This is a genomic window from Cupriavidus sp. 96C5-1 (assembly GCF_057798855.1).
This window is the reverse complement of the sequence record NZ_JBYOJU010000038.1, coordinates 56279-74683: the sequence shown is the minus strand read 5'-3', so window position 1 is coordinate 74683 and position 18405 is coordinate 56279. Positions and strand designations below refer to the sequence as shown.

The following is an 18405-nucleotide window of genomic DNA, read 5'->3' as shown; positions in this document are numbered from 1 at the left end:
GTGCCACGCGGCACCTTCTACGCCCATCGTGGCGTAGGGGTGGAGTCGGTAGCCAGAAGCCTCCCGCTAGTGGTCCCGACGCCGCCTGTATTTTCTGGCAGCACCACGGCCCGCTTCGGCGGGCCGTGTTCTTTTCAGGCTCGGCGGCGAATTGAAAAGGCCCGTCGAAACGGGCCTTCTAAAACGCAGAACCGTCGCTCACTGAGTCGTGAAGCTCCAGGTTTTGTCCACCGGCTGCCAATTGTTCGTGCCAACCAGCTCGGCGGGGTATGTGGTCTTGGCCGCTCGCGGCGCGTCTGGGATGATCACCGCGACGCTGGCGGGAAGCATCTTGTTCGGGTCCGTCGCGTTCGCGAGTAGCGTTGCCTTGAACGTCGCTGTTCCACCGGCGGGGGGAAGCGAGAACTCCGAAACCGTGAGGGTCTGATTGACCCGCACTGCTCGGCGATGGCGGCGTAGTCTATTGTGATTACACACGCATTCCAAGGTATATCGTTGTCTCAGGGCTCGATGGGTGGATCGGTGCGATCGCTGCAGCGGCGCGCCTCGATCCTCCCCTCGTGGAACTCGAGGAGCAGCGCAGCCAGGAGCCCAACCAACAGCAATGCGATCGCCGCTAGTTTCCCGGCCAGGTCAGGCCGAAGCAATAGGATCGCAAACATGCCAACGGCAATCACGGTGCACAGCGCCACCACCCGCTTGACCAGATTCGTTGGGTTTCCGCCCCTTTCTCCGTTTGCCATCGAAAATCCTGAGTACGTATGAGCGAAACGCCGTTATTGATCGGGATGGGCGGCGGCGGGTAGCCGCGCCCCTGCCACACCACCTCGCACGCAGGTCCGCACCAGGCGGATCGAGGAGTTGAGGTCAAATGAATCCGGGGAAGCCAAGTGCGTCGAAGTATGAGATCGTGAGGACGCGGTTCAGACCAGCCTCGCTGTGAGCCCACCAGCGACCGGCACCATCTGCAATGAGGGCTGCCAGCTCATGAGACGCGACGAGACCTCGGAGACGACTGTAGACCGTTGTTCCAACCCGCTGGTGCTTGAGCTGAAGCCGGGATGACTAACGAAAAAAAGTCGCCGTCCTGGGATCGGCGACTTAACACGCACGTCGACCGAGCCGGGGGGCAGGCGACGAATCTAGCATAGAGGATTTGATGAGACCTCTATTCCCGCTTGCGGGGGGATTAATATACTGCGCTATCTGTATATGTACAGCGCAAAAGAGATGCCAATATTTCGCTTTGGACAGCGAAATCCTTGAAGCGCCAAAGAAAAGGCCCGCCGAAGCGGGCCTTCCATTCGTGGGGAGGCACAAATACTTCTCTGGCGCAATGCCCTCTGGATTTTCTGGTCTGGCCGAGTGAGTGCACGGCACAGATCGTTGCAAGAATCCAGCCGATCAGCGTGAGGTGCAAGATCAGGCAGATGAAGCCGGCAAATGGCCGGCCGATGGTGAAGCGCGTACAAGGCCAGGCTGAACGGGACGGTTTCCAGATCTCCTGATGGCGACGGCTGTGTGCAATAGCACCCAACTGGGCGTCATAGGGGGTGCGTGCGACGGCCGCTGTCGGTAAAGCCGGTCTCAGAGCGCGTTGTTAGGCTCGGTCGTTGCCTCCGTGGTTGGATTTTTCCACAACACATCGAGAGCTTTTCGATTGGAGGTCCGTGTCAGCCTTCGTGCCCGTGTAGGCTGCGTTCCTCTCGACTGCGATGGCCTTGGTCGCTATGCTCCTCCTGTTTGCGCCATGTCCGTTCATGCCAGTAATCCTCCTGTTGTTCGCTCTCACTCCTATATGGCGAGTAGCGTGAGCTTGGGACGGCAATATAGACAGGCCGAGGCGCAACATAGACAGGGGTGGGTTCCGCGTGAGCGACGCCAGAAGCGCCAGCGCGAGTATTGACATTCGTTGCGGCAAAGGCCGACGAGGCGATGCAGAATAGTGTGCCTACGAGGACCCTGCCGATTGTGCGGTGCTTCATTCTTGGCTTTCTCCCGGCTTTTCGTGGCCGCCGTCGTTCTACGGACGCACCCTGTCTTTCGGATGGCGGTTACTTGCTAACTCGCGTTATCGGAGCGCGCGTATTCGCCTAGCTCAATCATCTTCATCGTCATGCCCGCGACGCCACCCCCGGTGGTGGATGCGCCACTCGCGCTCGTGCCAGCGCCTTTCTCGCCACTGCCGCTCTTGCCAGGCTCGCGCCCGCCAATCGCCGTAATAGCCGGGCGCAACAATAACCGGCTGCGGTTCGACATAAACGGGGACCGGCTCGTAGTAAACCGGGGGAGGTTCATAGTAAACGGGAGGCGGTGGAGCCACGAACACAGGCCCGGGAATGCCAATCCCAATACCCACATCCACGCGTGCCTCAACGATACCTGGGGTAACAGCAGCGCCCGCAGCCAGTGCGCAAATTGCCAGGACTCTCCGCATGACGATGCTCCCGATGGTTCCATTGGTATTTTATGCGGCCAATTTGGGGGAGCATATTTGTGAACTTATACAGGCGTTACGGCCTGTAACAGGGAGCGACGTGCCAACGGGATCCACGATGACGCCGATGCCTGGTTGTCAGGCAACGCTTCTCGGCACTAAAACATCTTGCTGCGCAGCAGTTGTCGTTCCTGCTGGGCCCGGACAGTGCTCCCGCGGTGCTGGATGCTACCGACGCCGCTAATCGCGGTGTGAAGTTCGTGATAACGCCAGGAACTACCTCCGAGGCCGGCTACCGAGCGGTGCTCGAGATCGAGGCGATCAGAGCGAACAGCGCGCCCCGAAAGCGAGCCTATCGTGCATACGACGCCAGGCCGAATGGGAGGTCTTCCAGATCTCCAGTGGGCGACGGCTGCGTGCAATAGCACCTAACTGGGAGCCATAGGGATTGCGCGTGCGGCGCTCGCTGCCGGAATGGCGGGCTCCGACGCTGCCATGTCGCTACCATGCGGATTGGCGCGGCCAAGTCGAGGCCTGCGTGCCCTGAGAGTTGCCGTGCCAACCGGGACTTCGCCCGCTTTTTGCCCGAGGTCGAGGACGTCCGCCGGAAACCGCAATACGAAGCTTGCATCGATGGGGATTCGCTGTACGGCCGCGTCGCGGCAGTTGCTTGTTCTGTTCGAGCAGGCAGGCCAGGAATTACTGACGCACCCGCAAATCTACAACCGTTTGCGCGAGCAGCGGTTCGACATCAACAGGGTGATCCTGTATCGCCTTCTGGACAGGTTCGTCGCTGCTGGGCTGCTTGAGCGACTCGTCGACCAAGAGAGAGTTGCCCGCTACGGCTGGGTCGCTTGTCCAGGAAGTTCTGCATCGACGCTGAACCTGTCACCGCGTTTTGAGTGCCGAAGCTGTCATCGGCAGTTCCGGCTGATGGAGCTGCCGGAGCTTTGCGACGCGATGCAAGTTGCCCTTGATGCCTGGGCGGCCAAAGGGAGCCGAGGTTTGCAGGCGGAGGTAGCGGTGCGGGGCGTGTGCGAGCGATGCCTTCAGCATTGACGGCGCTCGCCAGCGCTGTCCTGCCTGGATGCGGGGCAACTGCGATTTCGGCAAAGGCGCCCAGGTGCCGTGAAGTAGGAGCGTCGTGGCCAGATCAATCGTGATGCACATAGGTCCGACGACAAGAGCGTACGCCGCTGAAGCCGCAATTGGAAAGGGATGCTTTGCTAAGCCGTAGCGTGCGGCGGGCGGATCACCGAGCTTTGGAGCGCCAACGTCGCATCGCGATCTTCGCCGCGAATTTGCATCGGTATTGGTGCGGGCATGAAACTACATGCGAGATGGTGTGTCGCGCACGGGGAGGTCATACAGATAATTTAATCCCGCAACCGATCAGCCACGAAGCGGCGAAATAGTTGCATTGAAGGGCTTTCGGTACGGCCCACGAGTGTCACCAATGCAAAGCGCGCGCTGGCGATCAAGGGGGGCGAAGTCACCAGTTCGACTAGCTCACCAGACTCGATACCGCTCCGTGCGGCAGCTACGATACCCAGGAAAATTGCATCCGACGCCCGCACGGTCTCGATCAGGCTCGCAATTTCCTCGCAACGCAAGCGCACGGCCTGTTGCGGATCCGCGCGCGGACCGAAATGCCGGACCAGTATACGTGCCGGCTCATCTGCCAATGGTGTGCAGGCCAAAGGGAAGCGTAACAGCTCGTCGAATGCAACGCCCTCCGCAGTAACGGAGAGCAGCGGGTGGCCACACCGGCAGATGAATCCGACCCGCATCTCAGCCACAACTTCGAGGGACAGGTCGGGCGCTGGCGTCACACTGCGAATTTCGATCACCAGAGCATCGAGTGTGCGTTGGCGCAATTGACGTAGTTGTAGCTCAATGGCGCCTCGCGTGATGCTGACGCGCACGTCTGGGTGCCGTTGCGCCACTTCGATGAGGAGCGGTGTCATCAGCATGGCTCCGGGCCCCGAACCCAAACCAACTCGGATCACTCCAGCGTTGCCCGCTTTGAGCAAATCAATGCTGCGACGCATTTCCTCGGCGCCAAACACCAGATGGCGCGCGCGTGTCGCGACGGCTTCGCCGAGCGGCGTGAGTTCGTTTCGCTTGCCCATCCGGTCGATCAGGCGTACGCCCAGGTCGTCTTCCAGCATCTGGATACTGCGGCTCAGGGCTGGCTGCGTCAGATGCAATTGTTCTGCGGCACGGCTGAAGGAGCCGGTTTCGGCTACTGCCAAGAGGTGCTCCAGTTGCTTCAGGTTCATGGGTTCCCCGTATCTATGAGTTTTTTTTTTAGGAATCAGAAAAACTATGCATTGGACAAATATTAGGCGTATTTCTAGGATTCGTGTCGGTCCGACTTTTCCTTGCTTTCACGCCCACGAGACACCCCATGAACGCCCCCCTTGCCTTGCTCAAGAGACTCGGAACGCTGGCGGTTGGTCTGCTGCTGGCCGGTGCCGCCGTGGCTGCCGATCCTTTTCCGTCCAAGTCGGTCATGATAGTGGTGCCCTACCCAGCCGGCGGCCTGTCGGACACGATCGCGCGCGTGGTGAACCATCCTCTGGCCAAGCAGTTGGGGCAGCCGGTTCTGGTGGAGAACCTGAGTGGTGTGAGCGGTGCGATCGCGGCACAAAAAGTGCTGAACGCGCCTGCCGATGGCTACTACCTGTTCCAGGGTTCCCCCAATGAGCTCATTTTGGCGCCGCTGGCCAATGCCGCCATCAAGTTCAAGAGCGAGGACTTCCGGCTGGTACAGATGATCGGCATTGCGCCGATGATGATCTTGGCCCGCAGGGATTTGCCCGCGAACACTGCCGATGAACTGGTCACGCTGGCGCGCAGTGCCGCGACGACCAAGCCGCTGACCTATGGCAGTGTGGGTGTTGGCTCGTTCTACCATGTACTGGGCGAGCATATGGCACACACCGCTGGCACCAGCATGCTTCATATACCCTACAAAGGGGGTGCACCGCTGATGCAGGACCTCAGTGGCGGCCAGTTGGACTTCGCCATCCTGCCGGTGTCGCAGCAGCAATTCGCGCTGGCCGATCAGGGCCGTCTGAAGATCATTGCCAGCATCAACGCTACCCGCACCGACCTGGCCGCCCTCAAGAACATTCCCACGGTCAATGAAGGCAAGTTGCTCAAGGGCTTCAACTTCTCTACCTGGACCGGCTATTTCGTCAGGAAAGACACGCCGGAGGCGATTGTTCAGCGACTGAGCAAGGCACTGGGCGCGGTGCTGGCTGACCCCGCTGTGCTCACCCGGCTCGAAGCGCAGAACACCCTGGTGGCACAGCCGATGCCCCCCGCCGAAGCCAGCAAGGCCTATGAGGCCGAGACCGCGCGTTTCCGCGCGATTGCGAAGACCATCAACCTGCAACCGCAATAAGGGGCGAGTCCATGAATGCCGTACTGGAAGCCCTGCAGGCCCATGCCGACGAATTCATCGCTGTGCGGCGTGACATCCACCGCCATCCCGAGCTCGGTTTCGAGGAATTCCGCACCAGCGAGCTAGTGGCCGACCGGTTGACCCAATGGGGCTACGCCGTGGAGCGCGGCCTCGGGGGCACCGGCGTGGTGGGCCAACTCAAGCGCGGCACAGGTGGCAAGCGTTTGGGGCTGCGCGCCGACATGGACGCACTGCCCATCGTCGAGGCCACGGGCCTGGCGCATGCCAGTTGCCACCATGGCGTCATGCACGCCTGCGGCCACGACGGCCACACGGCCATGCTGCTCGCGGCGGCGCATCACTTGGCCACGCAAGGGCAATTCAACGGCACGCTCAACCTGATCTTCCAACCGGCCGAGGAAGGCCAGGGTGGTGCGAAGAAGATGATGGAAGACGGCCTGTTCACCAAATACCCGTGCGACGCCATCTTCGCCATGCACAACATGCCCGGCCACCCGCAAGGCCAGCTGCTACTGCGAGACGGCGCAGCCATGGCTTCATCCGATAACGTGACCATTACCCTCGAAGGTACCGGCGGCCACGGTGCCATGCCGCACTGCGCTGCCGACCCGGTGGTGGCGGGGGCCGCCATTGTCATGGGCCTACAGTGCATCGTGGCGCGCAACATCGACCCCCTGCACATGGCTGTAATCACGGTCGGCGCATTCAGCGCCGGCACGGCCAACAATGTGATTCCCCAGACCGCCACTCTCAAGCTCAGTGTGCGCTCGCTCGATTGCGGGGTGCGGGACACGTTGGAGCGCCGTATCGTTGAACTGGCGCAGGCCCAGGCGCAGAGCTATGGTGTGCGTGCGCACGTCGACTACCAGCGTAACTATCCGGTGCTGATCAACACGCCTGCCGAGACCGACTTTGCCCGTCAGGTGGCGGTGGAGCTGGTGGGCGCGAACCGCGTCGAGCTGCAGACCCGTGCGCTCACCGGTAGCGAGGACTTCGCCTTCATGCTGGAGCAGGTACCGGGCAGCTACTTGCTGATCGGCAATGGAGATGGTACGGGGGACGGTGTCAACGTCGGCCATGGTGCCTGCATGGTGCACAACCCCGGCTACGACTTCAACGACCACAATTTGCCCATCGGCGGGGCGTACTGGGCCTTGCTGGCGCAGCGCTTTCTCAGCGACTCGTCCGAGCAATGCAGGCGATTAGCGGGCAGAGATGATTGAAAGACCAGAGATCCATGCCGAGACGGTTATCGCAAGCGACGCCGACGAACTTTCGGCGCGCTTGCGACCGATCCGGGGCAACGTCGCGATCGAATCGGGGAGGGGAGACCATCTTGACGTGCGGCTGGCGTCGAGCCTCGCTGGCGGAGCGGTGACGCATCAAATTCAGACGAAAACGGGTGTTCGATTCCGGTTCGACACTCCGTTCGATGGCTACGCGCTGGTGCTGCTCCACGAGGGCGAACTGCGGGCCCGGATTGGTCAACAGGAGCGCACTTGGTCGGCAGGCGCTTGCGCAGTTCTGGAAGCGACGCAGGTCAGACAATGGCAATGGCAGGCCGGCAGCTACGACATACTGCTGGTCGGCGCAACCGATATCACGCAGCGACTATCGACGCTGCTGGAAGCACCGGTGACGCGCCCGGTGACATTCCAGACCGAGGTCTCCCCAGAATCGGATGGGGTGAGACTGGGCCGCGCCGTGATGCAGATGATGCAATTGTGCTTTGGCGATGACGGATCCAGGGTGACGGCGATGGCCACGGCGGCCAGCATACGTGACGTTGCCGTGGGGGCCTTCCTGGAGGGCTTGCCGCACAATTACGCCGACAGGCTGGTAGTCAAGACGCCAGGACCGTCACCACGGCACGTCAGATCCGCGATCGAGTTCATCCATGCCTATGCGCGGGACAGCATCTTTGTCGAGGATATCGCCAAGGCCGCTGGCGTTAGCGTGCGCGCCCTGCAGGTGGGATTCGCCACCTTCAAGAACACCACGCCAATGGCGTACTTGAAGCGGGTTAGGCTGGAGGGCGTGCGCAATGAACTTCTGCAGAGCGATGACGCGTCGGTTGCTGAAGTCGCGATGCACTGGGGGTTCAAGCACCTTGGCATGTTCGCCAAGGTGTATCGCGATGCGTTCGGCGAGCTGCCGTCGCAGACACGCCGCCTTAGCCCCCGCTAGTCTTGTTGTCCATCTCCAGGATATTCATCGGGGCGAGGGACTGGCCTGGACGGATGCTTCGAGCAGGTATCCCAGGCCGCGCAACGTGACGATGGCCACGCCGCTCCCCTCTAACTTCTTGCGCAGGCGGTGCACGTAGATCTCGATGGCGTCGGGGTTCACCATCTCGTCGATGCCGAAGATCTTCTCGGACAACGCTTCCTTGTTGACCGCGCGGCCGCCCTGCAGGAGTAGCACTTCGAGCACATCGCGTTCGCGCCTAGTCAGCGCCAACGGCGCATCATTGAGAGCGAAAATACGGCTGAGGCCGTCGTAGCAGAGCGGGCCGCAGCGAAGCCCCGGGCTGCCGTGGCCAAGGCTGCGCCGGATCAAGGCGCGGGCGCGCGCTTTCAGCTCCGAAAGCTCAAATGGCTTAGTGAGATAGTCGTCAGCGCCCCGGTTGAGGCCGTTGACGCGATCCTCGACCGAGCCTCGCGCGGTTAGGATCATTACCGGCATTGGGTTACGGCGGTGCCGCAGGCGGCGTAGTACTTCAAGTCCGTTGAGCTGAGGCAAGCCGAGATCCAGGATGGCAAGCGCATAGTCCTGGGTCGATAGCAAGTAGTCAGCGGAGCGGCCGTCATGCACACAGTCGACGGTGAACCCGGCCTGCGTCAAGGCTTCGACCAGGGCATTGGCAAGCCTTGTGTTGTCCTCAATAAGCAGGATACGCATGGCGTCGATAGGCTCTTTAGGCGGCCTGGATCCCCTTGCCGTACGAACGATCAGGATCGCATCGTGAGAGGACCATCGGGGCCGGGGTGCAATGCCCTGGAAGGGTCAACGAGAATTTGTGCGTCAATCGAATAATATGTGCGTTATTTAGATATTTTGGTGCCGCGGCTCCCCCATGGTGCAGGTGCAGATACCTCGTACCCGTGAATTGAGGCGGTCTGGTACTCCGATGGGCCCACCTATGAGAAGAGACCCGGTGTGCGCGTCGGAGGGCGCCAACCGTTACGTTGCCGGTCTGACGGCGCTGAGCCAACAGCTCGGCGCACCTTGCTACAACCTCATCCGACGTTACGTGCCACACATCAATGCCGACTAGGCCGGTTTTCCGCGTGCGCTCGTCGGTGATTCGGCGCGCCGACATGCCGGTTGCCAGCTATTGAGCGCGGCCGGCGATGACCCGGTCTTGAACTGGCCGAGCAGCACGAAGCCCGCTTGCTGGCCGGGATGCTGTCCAGGACAAAAAAACCCGGCTTGTGGCCGGGACAAGGAAAGTTCATTATTGCATCACATCGGCAGCGCGCCAAACTCAGGATCAGAAGCGCGTGCGCATACCCACTGCGAACTCACTCTGGTGCGCAAAGCCGTTGGACTGCGCAGCGTGATAGCCATGCTGCAGGAACATGTAGTCCGCGGCCAGATAGAGCTCGGTACGCTTCGAGAAGTGGTAGAAGATAGAGGCGTACAACGTGTTCTTGCGACCGCTGTCGGTCGCCGTGGAGTTGGCGGTGTTGCCGTACGCGTTGATGGTAAAGCCGTCGGCATTGAGCGCGGCATTGCCGGCCTTCATCATTTGATAGCCGATCTCGTAGTCGAAGGGGCCGGCAGGATCGACCTTGAGCGATACGGTGTAGGCATCGTCCTTGCGCTGGCCCAGTGCACCTTGTTCGGCAGTGTAGTGGAAATAGCCCGCGTTAGCGCGGAAGATGCCCCATACATAATTGCCGCCGACCGAATAGGTGCGGTTGCGCTGGCCATTCACGTTTGCCTGGGTGAACAAGCTCGACACGTGGAAATTGCCGCCGTTGTAGCCCAGCGTGACGGATTCCGTGGTGTTGCGCGAAGGTGAGCCCGGTACCTCGCCGAACTGATAGCCCGCGCCGGCGGTCAAGCCATTGTCGAATAGCTTCTTCCAGACTACGCCGTTGTTCATGCGGGTACCGGAGGCGCTGCCGGCATAGAACACCAATTGCTTGAAATTGTTGTTGTTGGTGTAGCCACCTTCCTCGGTGGTAATCGCCGCCGGGCCGTAGGGATCGGCGTAGATGCCAGTGGCGATAGGATCGCGTCCCAGCGCATTTTGGCGGCCGAAGGTCAGCTTGCCTAAGACATCGTTGTTGATGCCAACCCAGGCGTCACGGTTGAACAGCACGCCGGGCGTATCCATCTTCCCGTCGTAGCTCGTGAATTCGCTTTCCAGCTTGAAAATCACTTTGGTGCCGAAGCCAATGTCTTCCGCGCCGGTCAGGCCCCAGCGATTGCCGCTGAACCAGGCCGGCTGGTGGTAGCCGGTCAGGCGATGACCGCTTGCGTCGGCGTTACTGATGGTGCTGATGGTGGTGTCAATGAGGCCGTATAGCTTTACATTCGATTGAGCGTTGGCCTGATTGGCACAGGCCGCGCAGATTGCCAGCGCGATGGCTGTGTATTTTGTTTTCAAGATGCTCTCCTCGTTGCGCTCTTGTTTTGCCGATGATTATTGGCTTTCTATCGGTCGGAAACGCCTATCGACTTTCCGACTGAAAGAGAAGCCATCGCATCGTAGGCTTGGCAACCCTTCATCTAGCTTTCGCGCCGTTGCGCGGCGGTCTCAGGATATATACCGAGATTCTGTAGTTGGATTAAATTTTTATCTTAAAAGCGCACAAATTAAACAATATACGCTTATTATTAATTTAATCCTGCCAGGGTGGGGTATTCATTTCGGTATGGTCGCCCGATAGTCATTCAGCGGCATTGATCTCCCGCGGTTGATAGACAGGCGATCCGCCACCTCTCAATGGTGGATCGCCTGCTTTTTTCATACCGCGCATCCGCATGCAGGGGTGAGGGCGTCGAAGCTAACCAGGCTGGAGACGCGCTTGCGCACTCAGGTGATCAGGATTGCTTCGGCGTCAGTCGGCATCGACGTTGGCCATCCTGCCGTATACAGGATGGTTGCATGGCTTCCTTCGCTTGGCGCTCTGTAGCGAGCCCCTTCATCTGGTGGCACCCCCGTCATGCGCGATGGTGAACGACCGTTTCGAGTGAAAGGCTGAGTTGAGCCGATATGAGAATTCCGCGAATACTTCGGTCGCCGAACTGTGCGGACTCAACCGTTTTGTCGCTGCAACTCAAATTGGAAATCCCCACAAGAACAGGCGCGCACCAGCGTTCGCGAGGCGAACGCGGTGAGTACATGCTTCGATCTGCTTATATCTGCGGCGAAGAGACAGCCGTTGGCTGCACAAGACTGGCGATGGTGCGATCAATGGCCTGTAGCTTTGCTTCAGTCCCCAACTGTGTATCGCGCAGCGCGAGCGATACATAGCCGATGGTCTCCGCATAGTCTCGGACCAGGGCTTTCAGCCTCTGCAGATCCTCGTTCGGTGCCATCAGCTTCGGGCCAACATCGAGGAAGACGCGGCCGGCATCCCAGTCGAAACCAGGATGGATGGCAACGACAGGTTTAAAGGGGCGCCCACCAGCCACCGCGTATCCCGGGTCGTAGGCAATGGCAAGGATGCTATCGTGGCGAGAAATGACGCGGATTTGCTCGAGCATGAGAATCGCGTCGGTTAGTTGTAGCGGTTGGCGACTGTCCATGGCGGCGCTCCTCTGACGTTTGTTGTGTGCCAGGTATGAAGGTCCTGCTGTGCCGCGACGTCGTGCAGCAGGCGGCCTTCATTCCGGATAGTCTAGGATATGGATCGATTCGATGTGGCAAGAGCTGGGTGCAAGTCGAAGCCTGGAGATTCGCAGAAGAGTTCGGCGGCCCCGCGCAGGTACTCCAGTATCCATTCGGTCACCAGCCGCCGACGCCCCAGCCTCTCTGCCGCCAGCCCGGTCCGGACCGGGCCGCCAAACGGATCCACGACCAGCTCGTCCGGCTCGGTGAGGAAGCGCACGAAGAAATCCGGGATGTCCGTCGGTTGCACCGCCCCATGGATTGGGAGGCCGAGTTCCTTCGCGCGCTGCCGATATAGGGTATCCGCGCAGGCGTGGCCACGCTCGATGCCGTTGCGCGGCAACCGGCCCGCGGTGTCGCTGGCAAAGGAGCCAGGCCCCAGACGGCACGCGCCATCGCCATAGATTGCTGTCCGTGCCTCGCCGCCGGCGGCAATCAGCTTCCTATGCCGTTCGGTATGTGTCTGTAGCACGCGACGGTTGTCTGAGCGTACGCGGGCGGGTTATTCGTGAGCCAATAGACCAGCGCGTGCATGCTGCTTAGCTGGACGCGATTGACGCAAGCCCATGAGGTTCGGCCAGGTGGCCTGCTGTAGGTGACCCATGGAATGCGGTCCATGAGAGAGAGGCCGAGCCGATGATGCAGCGCCAGCAGCAACCGTTCGGCGTAGAGGGACCGCGCAGGACTTCTTGCCAGATGGACGTCGTTCCCAGTATCAATCACGATGCTGCCGCCCGGTACCAGCTCGCGGACGATTGGTTCCAACGCCTCGCAGAGGAAGTCGACGAATTGAGCTTCGTTAGGGTTGCCATAGGCGCGAGCCTGGCGGAGAGGGTAGGGTGGCGACGTTACGCAGAGCGCGATCGGTTCGCCCAGCCTTGGAAACACCTCGCCGGAGCGGGCCCATACTGCGACTCCCAAGTCCGTGCCGAAGGCAACCGGCTTGACCCCGATAGCGGCATTGTGCAGCTTCTGCCGTGCGTTCTCGCTCAGTCGCCAAAGGCCGCGTTCGCCTTCCACGCGCTCAATCATGCCAAGCCGCTTCATTGTCTGCTGTCCCCAGCGGATTTTGCGCTTCGCGGGGCTGTGCATCGCGCTGGCGACGCTTATCGGGATCCGGCCATCAATGTTCCCGAGGTCGAGCCCGGGACGTTGCGCGAGCTGCCGGTAGAGCCGTTATTGCGGAGGGTGAGCCGCAGGAAAGCCATCATGCAGGACGCCGTCGAGCAGGCGACCTGCAGCCTTCTTGCCTACGCGATGGACCATCGCCCAGCCGTCTGCCGCTGTCCCGCCCTTCGGATAGGCTACAGCGTCATAGCCGCCTGGCACCACTCGACCGGAACGTCTTGTATTTGCGAAGGATCATGCTGTCACCTCGCGCTCTGTGACACGATTTCTTACAACTGGAGGAGGTGGTCGTCTGTATCCTTGCGGCAATTCACCCACCTGTAAGCGAAGCTCGCCATGAAACTCCTTTCTGTGCTCGCCTTGGGCACGGCGGCACTTCTTAGTGGCTGTGTCGCTGTTCCATACGACGACGGTTACTACGGCGGCGGATACGCGCGCCCGTACTACGGCGGCGGCTACTTTGATTGGGATGGTGGTGGCTACTCCGGCGGGCGTCGCAATTGGGATCGCGACTGGGATCGGGGTGATAACCGCAACTGGAGCCGTGGCTGGAACCAAGGCGAAAACCGCAGTTGGAGCCGAGGCGGAGATCAAGGGGAGAATCGCGGCGACAAGCGTGGGTGGAATCGCGGTGGTGACCGGGGAGAAAAGCAGGGCTGGAATCGCGGCGGCGAACGCGGGAGTGACCGAGGCGATAGCCGTGGGGGGAACCGGGGCAGCGACGGCGGTAAGGGACGCGGCGGAGATCGCGGCAAGGATTGACATGCCGACGCGGAATGCGGACATCTTGAAACCCTTGGCGCCGCCCAGGCCAGAGCGCATGCCGAAGGTGGTGTATCACCGCAGATCATGCGCGGTTCTCCGTGCTGTCGGTCGCTTGCGAGGCTGCGTTCTCCTCGGCCACCAGGTGGCGAAGGGAGTGGGTGGCCAACATTTCCTCGACCATGCCGATGCTGGCCGCAGTGATGCCGCGCGGATAGTGGATCGTGACGGTGCCGCCTTCCGGCAGAGGAATCCTAATGACTTCGCGAAAGTCGACCTGGAGGCGTCGATCATCCGCGAAATGGAATCCTTCCTCCCGGAACTGGGGTCGGGCTTCACTTCCGTCGCCTGGAAGAAACGCATCCAGATCGATGGAGATCTGCTCAAGAGGAAATGTGGATTGAAGCTTGGCTCGAATACCCGCCTCATCCACACGAACCGCATCACGGAATGAGCACCAGCGATCCTGCCTTTTGCCGTCCGGCGATGTCGGCGTGGGCCTGTGCCGCGTCCTTGAGCGTGTAGCGGGTAGCAGTGACCGCACCGAACAAGCCGCCTCGGTAGGCATCGAACACTGCTGCCGTGGCCTCGTCGACGCGCCCCTGCAAATGGCTAGCCATCGGGCCGCCGACCATGCGGATCTGGCGACGGGCAACCTCGGCCCTGTCGAACTCCGGGGCGCCGGAGGCAGAGCCGATCGAGACGATGGTCCCGCCGTCACGCACTGCAGCCAGCGTGGCTGCGAAAGTCGCCTTGCCGACGAACTCGTAGACCACATCGACGCCCTGCGGCGCCAAGCGCTTCAATTGGGCCGCCAGATCCGCCGCGTCCGAAGGCAATACATGATCGATCGCCGAGGCCAGCGCCGCACGCTTCTCCGGCGATCCCGCCGTGCCGATCACGGCGGCGCCGCGCGCCTTGGCCCAGCGCGCCAGCAGATTGCCCACGCTGCTGGAGGCGCCCTGGACCAGCACGGTCTGTCCGGCCTGGAGCTGGTGGTAGCCGTTCAGGCCCGCCCAAGCGGTCAGGCCCTTGGTCAGCACGGCAGCCACCAGTTCGGCGGACAGATCGTCCGGCACCGGCACCAGATGCTCGGCAGCAATCAGGCGCTGCTGGGTGTAACTGCCTGGCGCCAGGTAGTAGGCCAAGCGCTGGCCTACCTTGATGCCAGCCACACCGGCGCCCAGCGCCTCTACGATGCCCACGCCCTCGACGCCCGGTACCGACGGTAGCGGCACCGGATACATGCCTTGCCGAAACAGCGTGTCGATGAAGTTCACGCCGATGGCCTCATGGCGCAGGCGCACCTCGCCGGCGCCGGGCGTGCCAATCGGGTCGTCCTCGACCTGGAGGACCGAGGGGGCGCCGTACTGATGGAAGCGGATGGTGGTGTTCATGATGAGGAGCCTTGGAAGAGGGTTGGGTTCGAGATGACGGACAGCAGGCCGCCGTCGACCAGCAAGGCAATGCCGGTCACATAGCTGGACAGGTCGGAGCCCAGCCAGGCCACGGCGTCGCCAATCTCGTCGGGGCGGCCCAGGTGGCGCAGCGGCGTGCGCTGGCGAAAGCCCTCGGCCGCCTCGGCGATGCCGGGGCTGGTGCGCAGCAGGTGGGTGTCGATGGTGCCGGGCGCCACTGCATTGACACGGATGCCGTCGGGGCCCAGCGCGTCGGCCATGGCCTTGGCCATCAGTACCACGCCGCCCTTGCTGGTGGAGTAGGCCACCGTCATGCCGGCGCCTGAAATGCCGCCCATGCTGGCCATCAGCAGGATGCTGGTGTTCATGGCCTGCTCCTTACTGCGGCAATGCGCCCAGTTGCTGCAACACTGAGTACAGATTGGCCACGCCCCAGTGTTCGGTGATCTTGCCGTTTTGCACACGCATCGCATCCACCGTTTCGAAATGGATGGCCCGGCCTGTGGGCGCCAGGCCCAGGAAGTTGCCCCGATGCGTGCCGTGGTAAGTCTTGTAGGTGGTCACCACGTCGCCGTCGGCGCGCTGCCAGTGGATGACGGCGTGGAAATCCGGGAAGGCCTCGCGCAGCTTGCGGTATAGGCCTAAGGCGCCGGCCTTGTCCGGCGTGCAGTTAGGCTGCGGCGTGTGGTCGAGGAAATCGTCGGCGAACAATTCGTCGAACAGGGCCCAGTTGCCGCTGCCTTGCACTTCATCGGTGTTGCGGCGAATCACGGCCTTGGCGGCTTCGCTGACATTGACTTGGGTCATGGGTTTCTCCTTGGACAGTGGCTGAAGAAGTTCAGAGTTCGAAGCCGCCGATCGTCATGCCGCCATCGACGACCAGCATCTGGCCCATCACATAGCTGGCGGCATCGGAGGCCAGCCAGACGGCTGCCGCAGCGATCTCGCTGGGACGGGCGCCACGCTTGGCGGGAATGGCGGTGGTTGCCAGTTGGGCAAAGCCCGGGTTCTGGGCGCTGGCCGCGACGACCATGGGCGTCTCGGTCCAGCCGGGGGCCAACGCATTGACGCGCACGCTGTGGGCCGCGTTCTCCATCGCAGCCACCCGGGTCAGACCGTGCACGCCGTGCTTGGATGCCGCATAGGCGCTCATACCGCCAGGTCCAGTCAGGGCTGCGACCGAGGCGGTGTTGACGATGGCGCCGCCCCCGCTGCGCTTGAGCAGAGGCAGCTCATGCTTCATGCCCAGAAACACACTGCGCAGGTTGACCGCGATCACGCGGTCGAAATCGGCTGTCGGGTAGTCCTCGATCCGGTGGGCCTGGCCGGAGATGCCGGCGTTGTTGAATGCCACATCCAGGCGCCCAGCCTCCTTGGCGATGCGCACGATCAGTGCGGCCATCTCGCTTTCGACCGACACATCGACCCGTGCCGCCTGCGCCCTGCCACCGAGTTCGACAATCAGATCCTTGGTTTCGGCCAAGCCATGCGTGCCGACGTCTGCCAAGTAGACCAAGGCGCCCCGATCGGCAAAGACTCGTGCGGCTTCGCGGCCGATGCCGGAGCCAGCCCCCGTGACCAGCACGACCTTGTCAGTGAAATCCTTGATGCTCATGGTGTTCTCCAGAGAAGGGACGAGTGAGCCCCGCCGAGGCCGGAGCCTGCGATGAAAGCCCTTGGTGGATGCGGGCGGCCCGGCCTAGCCGCGGCCGGATAGGCCTTAGCCGAACAGCTTGGCGGCGGTCTTGGCGACCAGTTCGCCCTGGTGGCGTGCGCCGGCCAGATCCATTTCCGAGGGTTGGCGCGAACCGTCACCGCCCGCCACGGTGGTCGCACCGTAAGGTGCGCCGCCCACGATCTCGTCCATGCTCATCTGGCCTTGGTGGCTGTACGGCAGGCCAACGATGGTCATGCCAAAGTGCAGCAGATTGGTGATGATCGAGAACAGCGTGGTTTCCTGGCCGCCGTGCTGGGTGGCCGAAGAACTAAATGCGGCCCCGACCTTGCCATTGAGCGTGCCACGCATCCAGAGGCCACCGGCCTGGTCGAGGAAAGCCGCCATCTGGGACGACATGCGGCCGAAGCGCGTGCCGGTGCCGACGATGATGGCGTCGTAGTGTTCCAGTTCGGCCACTGTCGCGACCGGAGCCGCCTGGTCAAGTTTGAAGTGCGCGTTCTTCGCGATTTCCACCGACACGGTTTCAGGCACGCGCTTGATGTCGACCTGGGCGCCGGTGCTGCGGGCGCCTTCAGCGATGGCCTCGGCCACTTTCTCGATGTGGCCGTATGAGGAGTAGTAGAGAACGAGTACCTTGGTCATGAGAGGCTCCCGGAGTGGACAACTTGGCGAGTTGCATGTACCGAAGATTAGGAGCCATTCACCTATAGCGGAAGCCTGTTTATTTCGATGGAATCCATCCGCCAGAACGATGGATCAGGCGGGCGCGTTGGCGGTGAATTGTTGCAGCCGGTCGATGAACCAGCGCCCTGCCGGTCCGGGCGGCGCGTCCTTGCGGTAGACGGCGTACATGGCGATACCCGGTGTTGCCGGCTGATGGATTTCCAGGCGGATGCGGACCAGTCGCCCTGCCTCCAGGTCTGGCTCCACCATCGCCAGCGGCATATGTCCCCAGCCAAAACCAGCCTTGAGGAAGGCATGCTTCGCACCCAGATCGGCAAGGCGCCAGATCAACGGCGAGAACACGCCGAAGTGGCTGCCTGCAGTCAGCGTGGTGCGGTCGGTCAGCACCAATTGCACATGCCGTTCGAGATCTTTGCTGTGCAGGATGCCTTGGCATTGAGCCAGCGGATGGGCTGGAGCTACGACGGTGACCATAGGCACTTCCGGTAGTTTCTCTGCGTCCAGCCCTTCGGGCACCACTGGCATCGAGCCAATCACACCGATGCGGCAGACACCATCCAGCACCGGTCGGACTACCGCGCCGAGCGCCTCGACATACATGCGCAGTGGCGTCGTCGGAAAGGCCAGGCGAAAGGCGCCGACGGCGTCGGTGAGCGCAGCCATCGGGTACATCACATCGACAGCCACCGACAATTCGGGCTCTAGGCCCTCAGACAAAGTGCGTGCCCGCGCCTTGAATGCATCCATGCCATTCACCACAGTCTTGGCTTCGCCCAGTAGTGCCTTGCCCTCGTCGGTCAGTACTGGGTAGCGTGCGCTACGGTCGAACAGCGATACGCGAAGCTGCGCCTCGAGATTGGCCAGGGTCTGGCTGACCACGGATTGCGCCCGGCGCAGCTTGCGCCCCGCCGCCGAAAAACTGCCTTCCTCCGCTGCCGCGATGAAGGTCCGCAACTGGTCCAAGGACACGCCATCGAGCATCCATCGCTCCTTTGGATGAAATCCATCGAAACATATAGG

19 protein-coding genes are annotated in these 18405 nt (G+C 61.8%); 5 read left to right on the top strand and 14 right to left on the bottom strand.

Going from position 1 to position 18405, the window contains the following annotated elements:
- Nucleotides 1-500: 500 nt before the first annotated feature.
- The gene (locus tag AC3FOF_RS32375; RefSeq protein WP_276264669.1) at nucleotides 501-743 is read right to left on the bottom strand and encodes a hypothetical protein; all 243 of its coding nucleotides are present in this window, start codon (nucleotides 741-743) and stop codon (nucleotides 501-503) included.
- Between the two features lie 1355 nt (nucleotides 744-2098).
- Complete coding sequence (locus tag AC3FOF_RS32370; RefSeq protein ID WP_276264667.1) at nucleotides 2099-2437, bottom strand: hypothetical protein; 339 nt, start codon at nucleotides 2435-2437, stop codon at nucleotides 2099-2101.
- 633 nt (nucleotides 2438-3070) lie between these two features.
- On the opposite strand from AC3FOF_RS32370, the gene AC3FOF_RS32365 reads away from it, so the two are divergent.
- A complete protein-coding gene (locus AC3FOF_RS32365; RefSeq protein ID WP_488728930.1) occupies nucleotides 3071-3496 on the top strand; it encodes a transcriptional repressor in 426 nt (141 codons plus the stop codon).
- Nucleotides 3497-3813: 317 nt separating this feature from the next.
- On the opposite strand, the gene AC3FOF_RS32360 is transcribed toward AC3FOF_RS32365, so the two are convergent.
- Nucleotides 3814-4719, bottom strand: coding sequence for a LysR family transcriptional regulator (locus AC3FOF_RS32360; protein WP_276264665.1), 906 nt, complete (start codon nucleotides 4717-4719; stop codon nucleotides 3814-3816).
- Between the two features lie 128 nt (nucleotides 4720-4847).
- On the opposite strand from AC3FOF_RS32360, the gene AC3FOF_RS32355 reads away from it, so the two are divergent.
- From AC3FOF_RS32355 to AC3FOF_RS32345, 3 genes are read left to right on the top strand one after another with little or no spacing between them, the layout of a single operon-like run.
- Complete coding sequence (locus AC3FOF_RS32355) at nucleotides 4848-5849, top strand: tripartite tricarboxylate transporter substrate binding protein (protein ID WP_488728929.1); 1002 nt, start codon at nucleotides 4848-4850, stop codon at nucleotides 5847-5849.
- An 11-nt stretch (nucleotides 5850-5860) separates the two neighbouring features.
- On the top strand, nucleotides 5861-7093 hold the full coding sequence (locus tag AC3FOF_RS32350; RefSeq protein ID WP_488728928.1) for a M20 aminoacylase family protein: 1233 nt from the start codon (nucleotides 5861-5863) through the stop codon (nucleotides 7091-7093).
- On the top strand, nucleotides 7086-8057 hold the full coding sequence (locus tag AC3FOF_RS32345; protein ID WP_488728927.1) for an AraC family transcriptional regulator: 972 nt from the start codon (nucleotides 7086-7088) through the stop codon (nucleotides 8055-8057). The genes AC3FOF_RS32350 and AC3FOF_RS32345 overlap by 8 nt, the downstream gene beginning before the upstream one ends.
- 24 nt (nucleotides 8058-8081) lie before the next feature.
- On the opposite strand, the gene AC3FOF_RS32340 is transcribed toward AC3FOF_RS32345, so the two are convergent.
- The 5 genes from AC3FOF_RS32340 to AC3FOF_RS32320 all read right to left on the bottom strand — a co-directional run bounded on the left by AC3FOF_RS32340 (nucleotide 8082) and on the right by AC3FOF_RS32320 (nucleotide 12762).
- A complete protein-coding gene (locus tag AC3FOF_RS32340) occupies nucleotides 8082-8771 on the bottom strand; it encodes a response regulator (RefSeq protein ID WP_276264661.1) in 690 nt (229 codons plus the stop codon).
- A 592-nt stretch (nucleotides 8772-9363) separates the two neighbouring features.
- The gene (locus AC3FOF_RS32335; RefSeq protein ID WP_276264660.1) at nucleotides 9364-10488 is read right to left on the bottom strand and encodes a porin; all 1125 of its coding nucleotides are present in this window, start codon (nucleotides 10486-10488) and stop codon (nucleotides 9364-9366) included.
- A 752-nt stretch (nucleotides 10489-11240) separates the two neighbouring features.
- Nucleotides 11241-11633 carry a hypothetical protein gene (locus AC3FOF_RS32330; protein ID WP_488728926.1) on the bottom strand — a complete coding sequence of 131 codons (393 nt, stop codon included), beginning with the start codon at nucleotides 11631-11633 and terminating at the stop codon, nucleotides 11241-11243.
- 92 nt (nucleotides 11634-11725) lie between these two features.
- Nucleotides 11726-11935 carry a hypothetical protein gene (locus AC3FOF_RS32325; protein ID WP_488728949.1) on the bottom strand — a complete coding sequence of 70 codons (210 nt, stop codon included), beginning with the start codon at nucleotides 11933-11935 and terminating at the stop codon, nucleotides 11726-11728.
- A gap of 215 nt (nucleotides 11936-12150) precedes the next feature.
- Nucleotides 12151-12762 (bottom strand): hypothetical protein, encoded by a 612-nt coding sequence (locus AC3FOF_RS32320; RefSeq protein ID WP_488728925.1) that lies wholly within the window; start codon nucleotides 12760-12762, stop codon nucleotides 12151-12153.
- A gap of 550 nt (nucleotides 12763-13312) precedes the next feature.
- Here AC3FOF_RS32320 and AC3FOF_RS32315 point away from each other — a divergent pair.
- Entirely contained in the window at nucleotides 13313-14059 is a 747-nt protein-coding gene (locus AC3FOF_RS32315) for a hypothetical protein (RefSeq protein WP_488728924.1), read from the top strand.
- On the opposite strand, the gene AC3FOF_RS32310 is transcribed toward AC3FOF_RS32315, so the two are convergent.
- From AC3FOF_RS32310 to AC3FOF_RS32285, 6 genes are all read right to left on the bottom strand, one after another.
- Nucleotides 14049-15002, bottom strand: a complete 954-nt coding sequence (locus tag AC3FOF_RS32310; RefSeq protein ID WP_488728923.1) for a quinone oxidoreductase family protein — start codon at nucleotides 15000-15002, stop codon at nucleotides 14049-14051. The genes AC3FOF_RS32315 and AC3FOF_RS32310 overlap by 11 nt on opposite strands.
- Nucleotides 14999-15391, bottom strand: coding sequence for an SDR family oxidoreductase (locus AC3FOF_RS32305; RefSeq protein ID WP_276264654.1), 393 nt, complete (start codon nucleotides 15389-15391; stop codon nucleotides 14999-15001). Before AC3FOF_RS32305 ends, AC3FOF_RS32310 begins: the two co-directional genes overlap by 4 nt.
- A gap of 10 nt (nucleotides 15392-15401) precedes the next feature.
- Entirely contained in the window at nucleotides 15402-15830 is a 429-nt protein-coding gene (locus AC3FOF_RS32300) for an ester cyclase (protein WP_488728922.1), read from the bottom strand.
- A 31-nt stretch (nucleotides 15831-15861) separates the two neighbouring features.
- Nucleotides 15862-16638 (bottom strand): SDR family NAD(P)-dependent oxidoreductase, encoded by a 777-nt coding sequence (locus AC3FOF_RS32295; RefSeq protein WP_488728921.1) that lies wholly within the window; start codon nucleotides 16636-16638, stop codon nucleotides 15862-15864.
- Between the two features lie 105 nt (nucleotides 16639-16743).
- Nucleotides 16744-17343: an NAD(P)H:quinone oxidoreductase gene (wrbA, locus tag AC3FOF_RS32290; protein ID WP_488728920.1), complete on the bottom strand. Its 600-nt coding sequence runs from the start codon at nucleotides 17341-17343 to the stop codon at nucleotides 16744-16746.
- A gap of 114 nt (nucleotides 17344-17457) precedes the next feature.
- The gene (locus tag AC3FOF_RS32285) at nucleotides 17458-18366 is read right to left on the bottom strand and encodes a LysR family transcriptional regulator (RefSeq protein ID WP_488728919.1); all 909 of its coding nucleotides are present in this window, start codon (nucleotides 18364-18366) and stop codon (nucleotides 17458-17460) included.
- Nucleotides 18367-18405: the final 39 nt, after the last annotated feature.

Coding starts and splice junctions, on each gene's coding strand:
- AC3FOF_RS32365 (WP_488728930.1), top strand. CDS start 3,071: ATGGGGATTCGCTGTACGGCCGCGTCGCGGCAGTTGCTTGTTCTGTTC.
- AC3FOF_RS32310 (WP_488728923.1), bottom strand. CDS start 15,002: ATGAACACCACCATCCGCTTCCATCAGTACGGCGCCCCCTCGGTCCTC.
- AC3FOF_RS32330 (WP_488728926.1), bottom strand. CDS start 11,633: ATGGACAGTCGCCAACCGCTACAACTAACCGACGCGATTCTCATGCTC.
- AC3FOF_RS32315 (WP_488728924.1), top strand. CDS start 13,313: ATGGTGGTGGCTACTCCGGCGGGCGTCGCAATTGGGATCGCGACTGGG.
- AC3FOF_RS32360 (WP_276264665.1), bottom strand. CDS start 4,719: ATGAACCTGAAGCAACTGGAGCACCTCTTGGCAGTAGCCGAAACCGGC.
- AC3FOF_RS32375 (WP_276264669.1), bottom strand. CDS start 743: ATGGCAAACGGAGAAAGGGGCGGAAACCCAACGAATCTGGTCAAGCGG.
- AC3FOF_RS32350 (WP_488728928.1), top strand. CDS start 5,861: ATGAATGCCGTACTGGAAGCCCTGCAGGCCCATGCCGACGAATTCATC.
- wrbA (WP_488728920.1), bottom strand. CDS start 17,343: ATGACCAAGGTACTCGTTCTCTACTACTCCTCATACGGCCACATCGAG.
- AC3FOF_RS32305 (WP_276264654.1), bottom strand. CDS start 15,391: ATGAACACCAGCATCCTGCTGATGGCCAGCATGGGCGGCATTTCAGGC.
- AC3FOF_RS32320 (WP_488728925.1), bottom strand. CDS start 12,762: ATGAAGCGGCTTGGCATGATTGAGCGCGTGGAAGGCGAACGCGGCCTT.
- AC3FOF_RS32370 (WP_276264667.1), bottom strand. CDS start 2,437: ATGCGGAGAGTCCTGGCAATTTGCGCACTGGCTGCGGGCGCTGCTGTT.
- AC3FOF_RS32355 (WP_488728929.1), top strand. CDS start 4,848: ATGAACGCCCCCCTTGCCTTGCTCAAGAGACTCGGAACGCTGGCGGTT.
- AC3FOF_RS32340 (WP_276264661.1), bottom strand. CDS start 8,771: ATGCGTATCCTGCTTATTGAGGACAACACAAGGCTTGCCAATGCCCTG.
- AC3FOF_RS32345 (WP_488728927.1), top strand. CDS start 7,086: ATGATTGAAAGACCAGAGATCCATGCCGAGACGGTTATCGCAAGCGAC.
- AC3FOF_RS32300 (WP_488728922.1), bottom strand. CDS start 15,830: ATGACCCAAGTCAATGTCAGCGAAGCCGCCAAGGCCGTGATTCGCCGC.
- AC3FOF_RS32295 (WP_488728921.1), bottom strand. CDS start 16,638: ATGAGCATCAAGGATTTCACTGACAAGGTCGTGCTGGTCACGGGGGCT.
- AC3FOF_RS32285 (WP_488728919.1), bottom strand. CDS start 18,366: ATGCTCGATGGCGTGTCCTTGGACCAGTTGCGGACCTTCATCGCGGCA.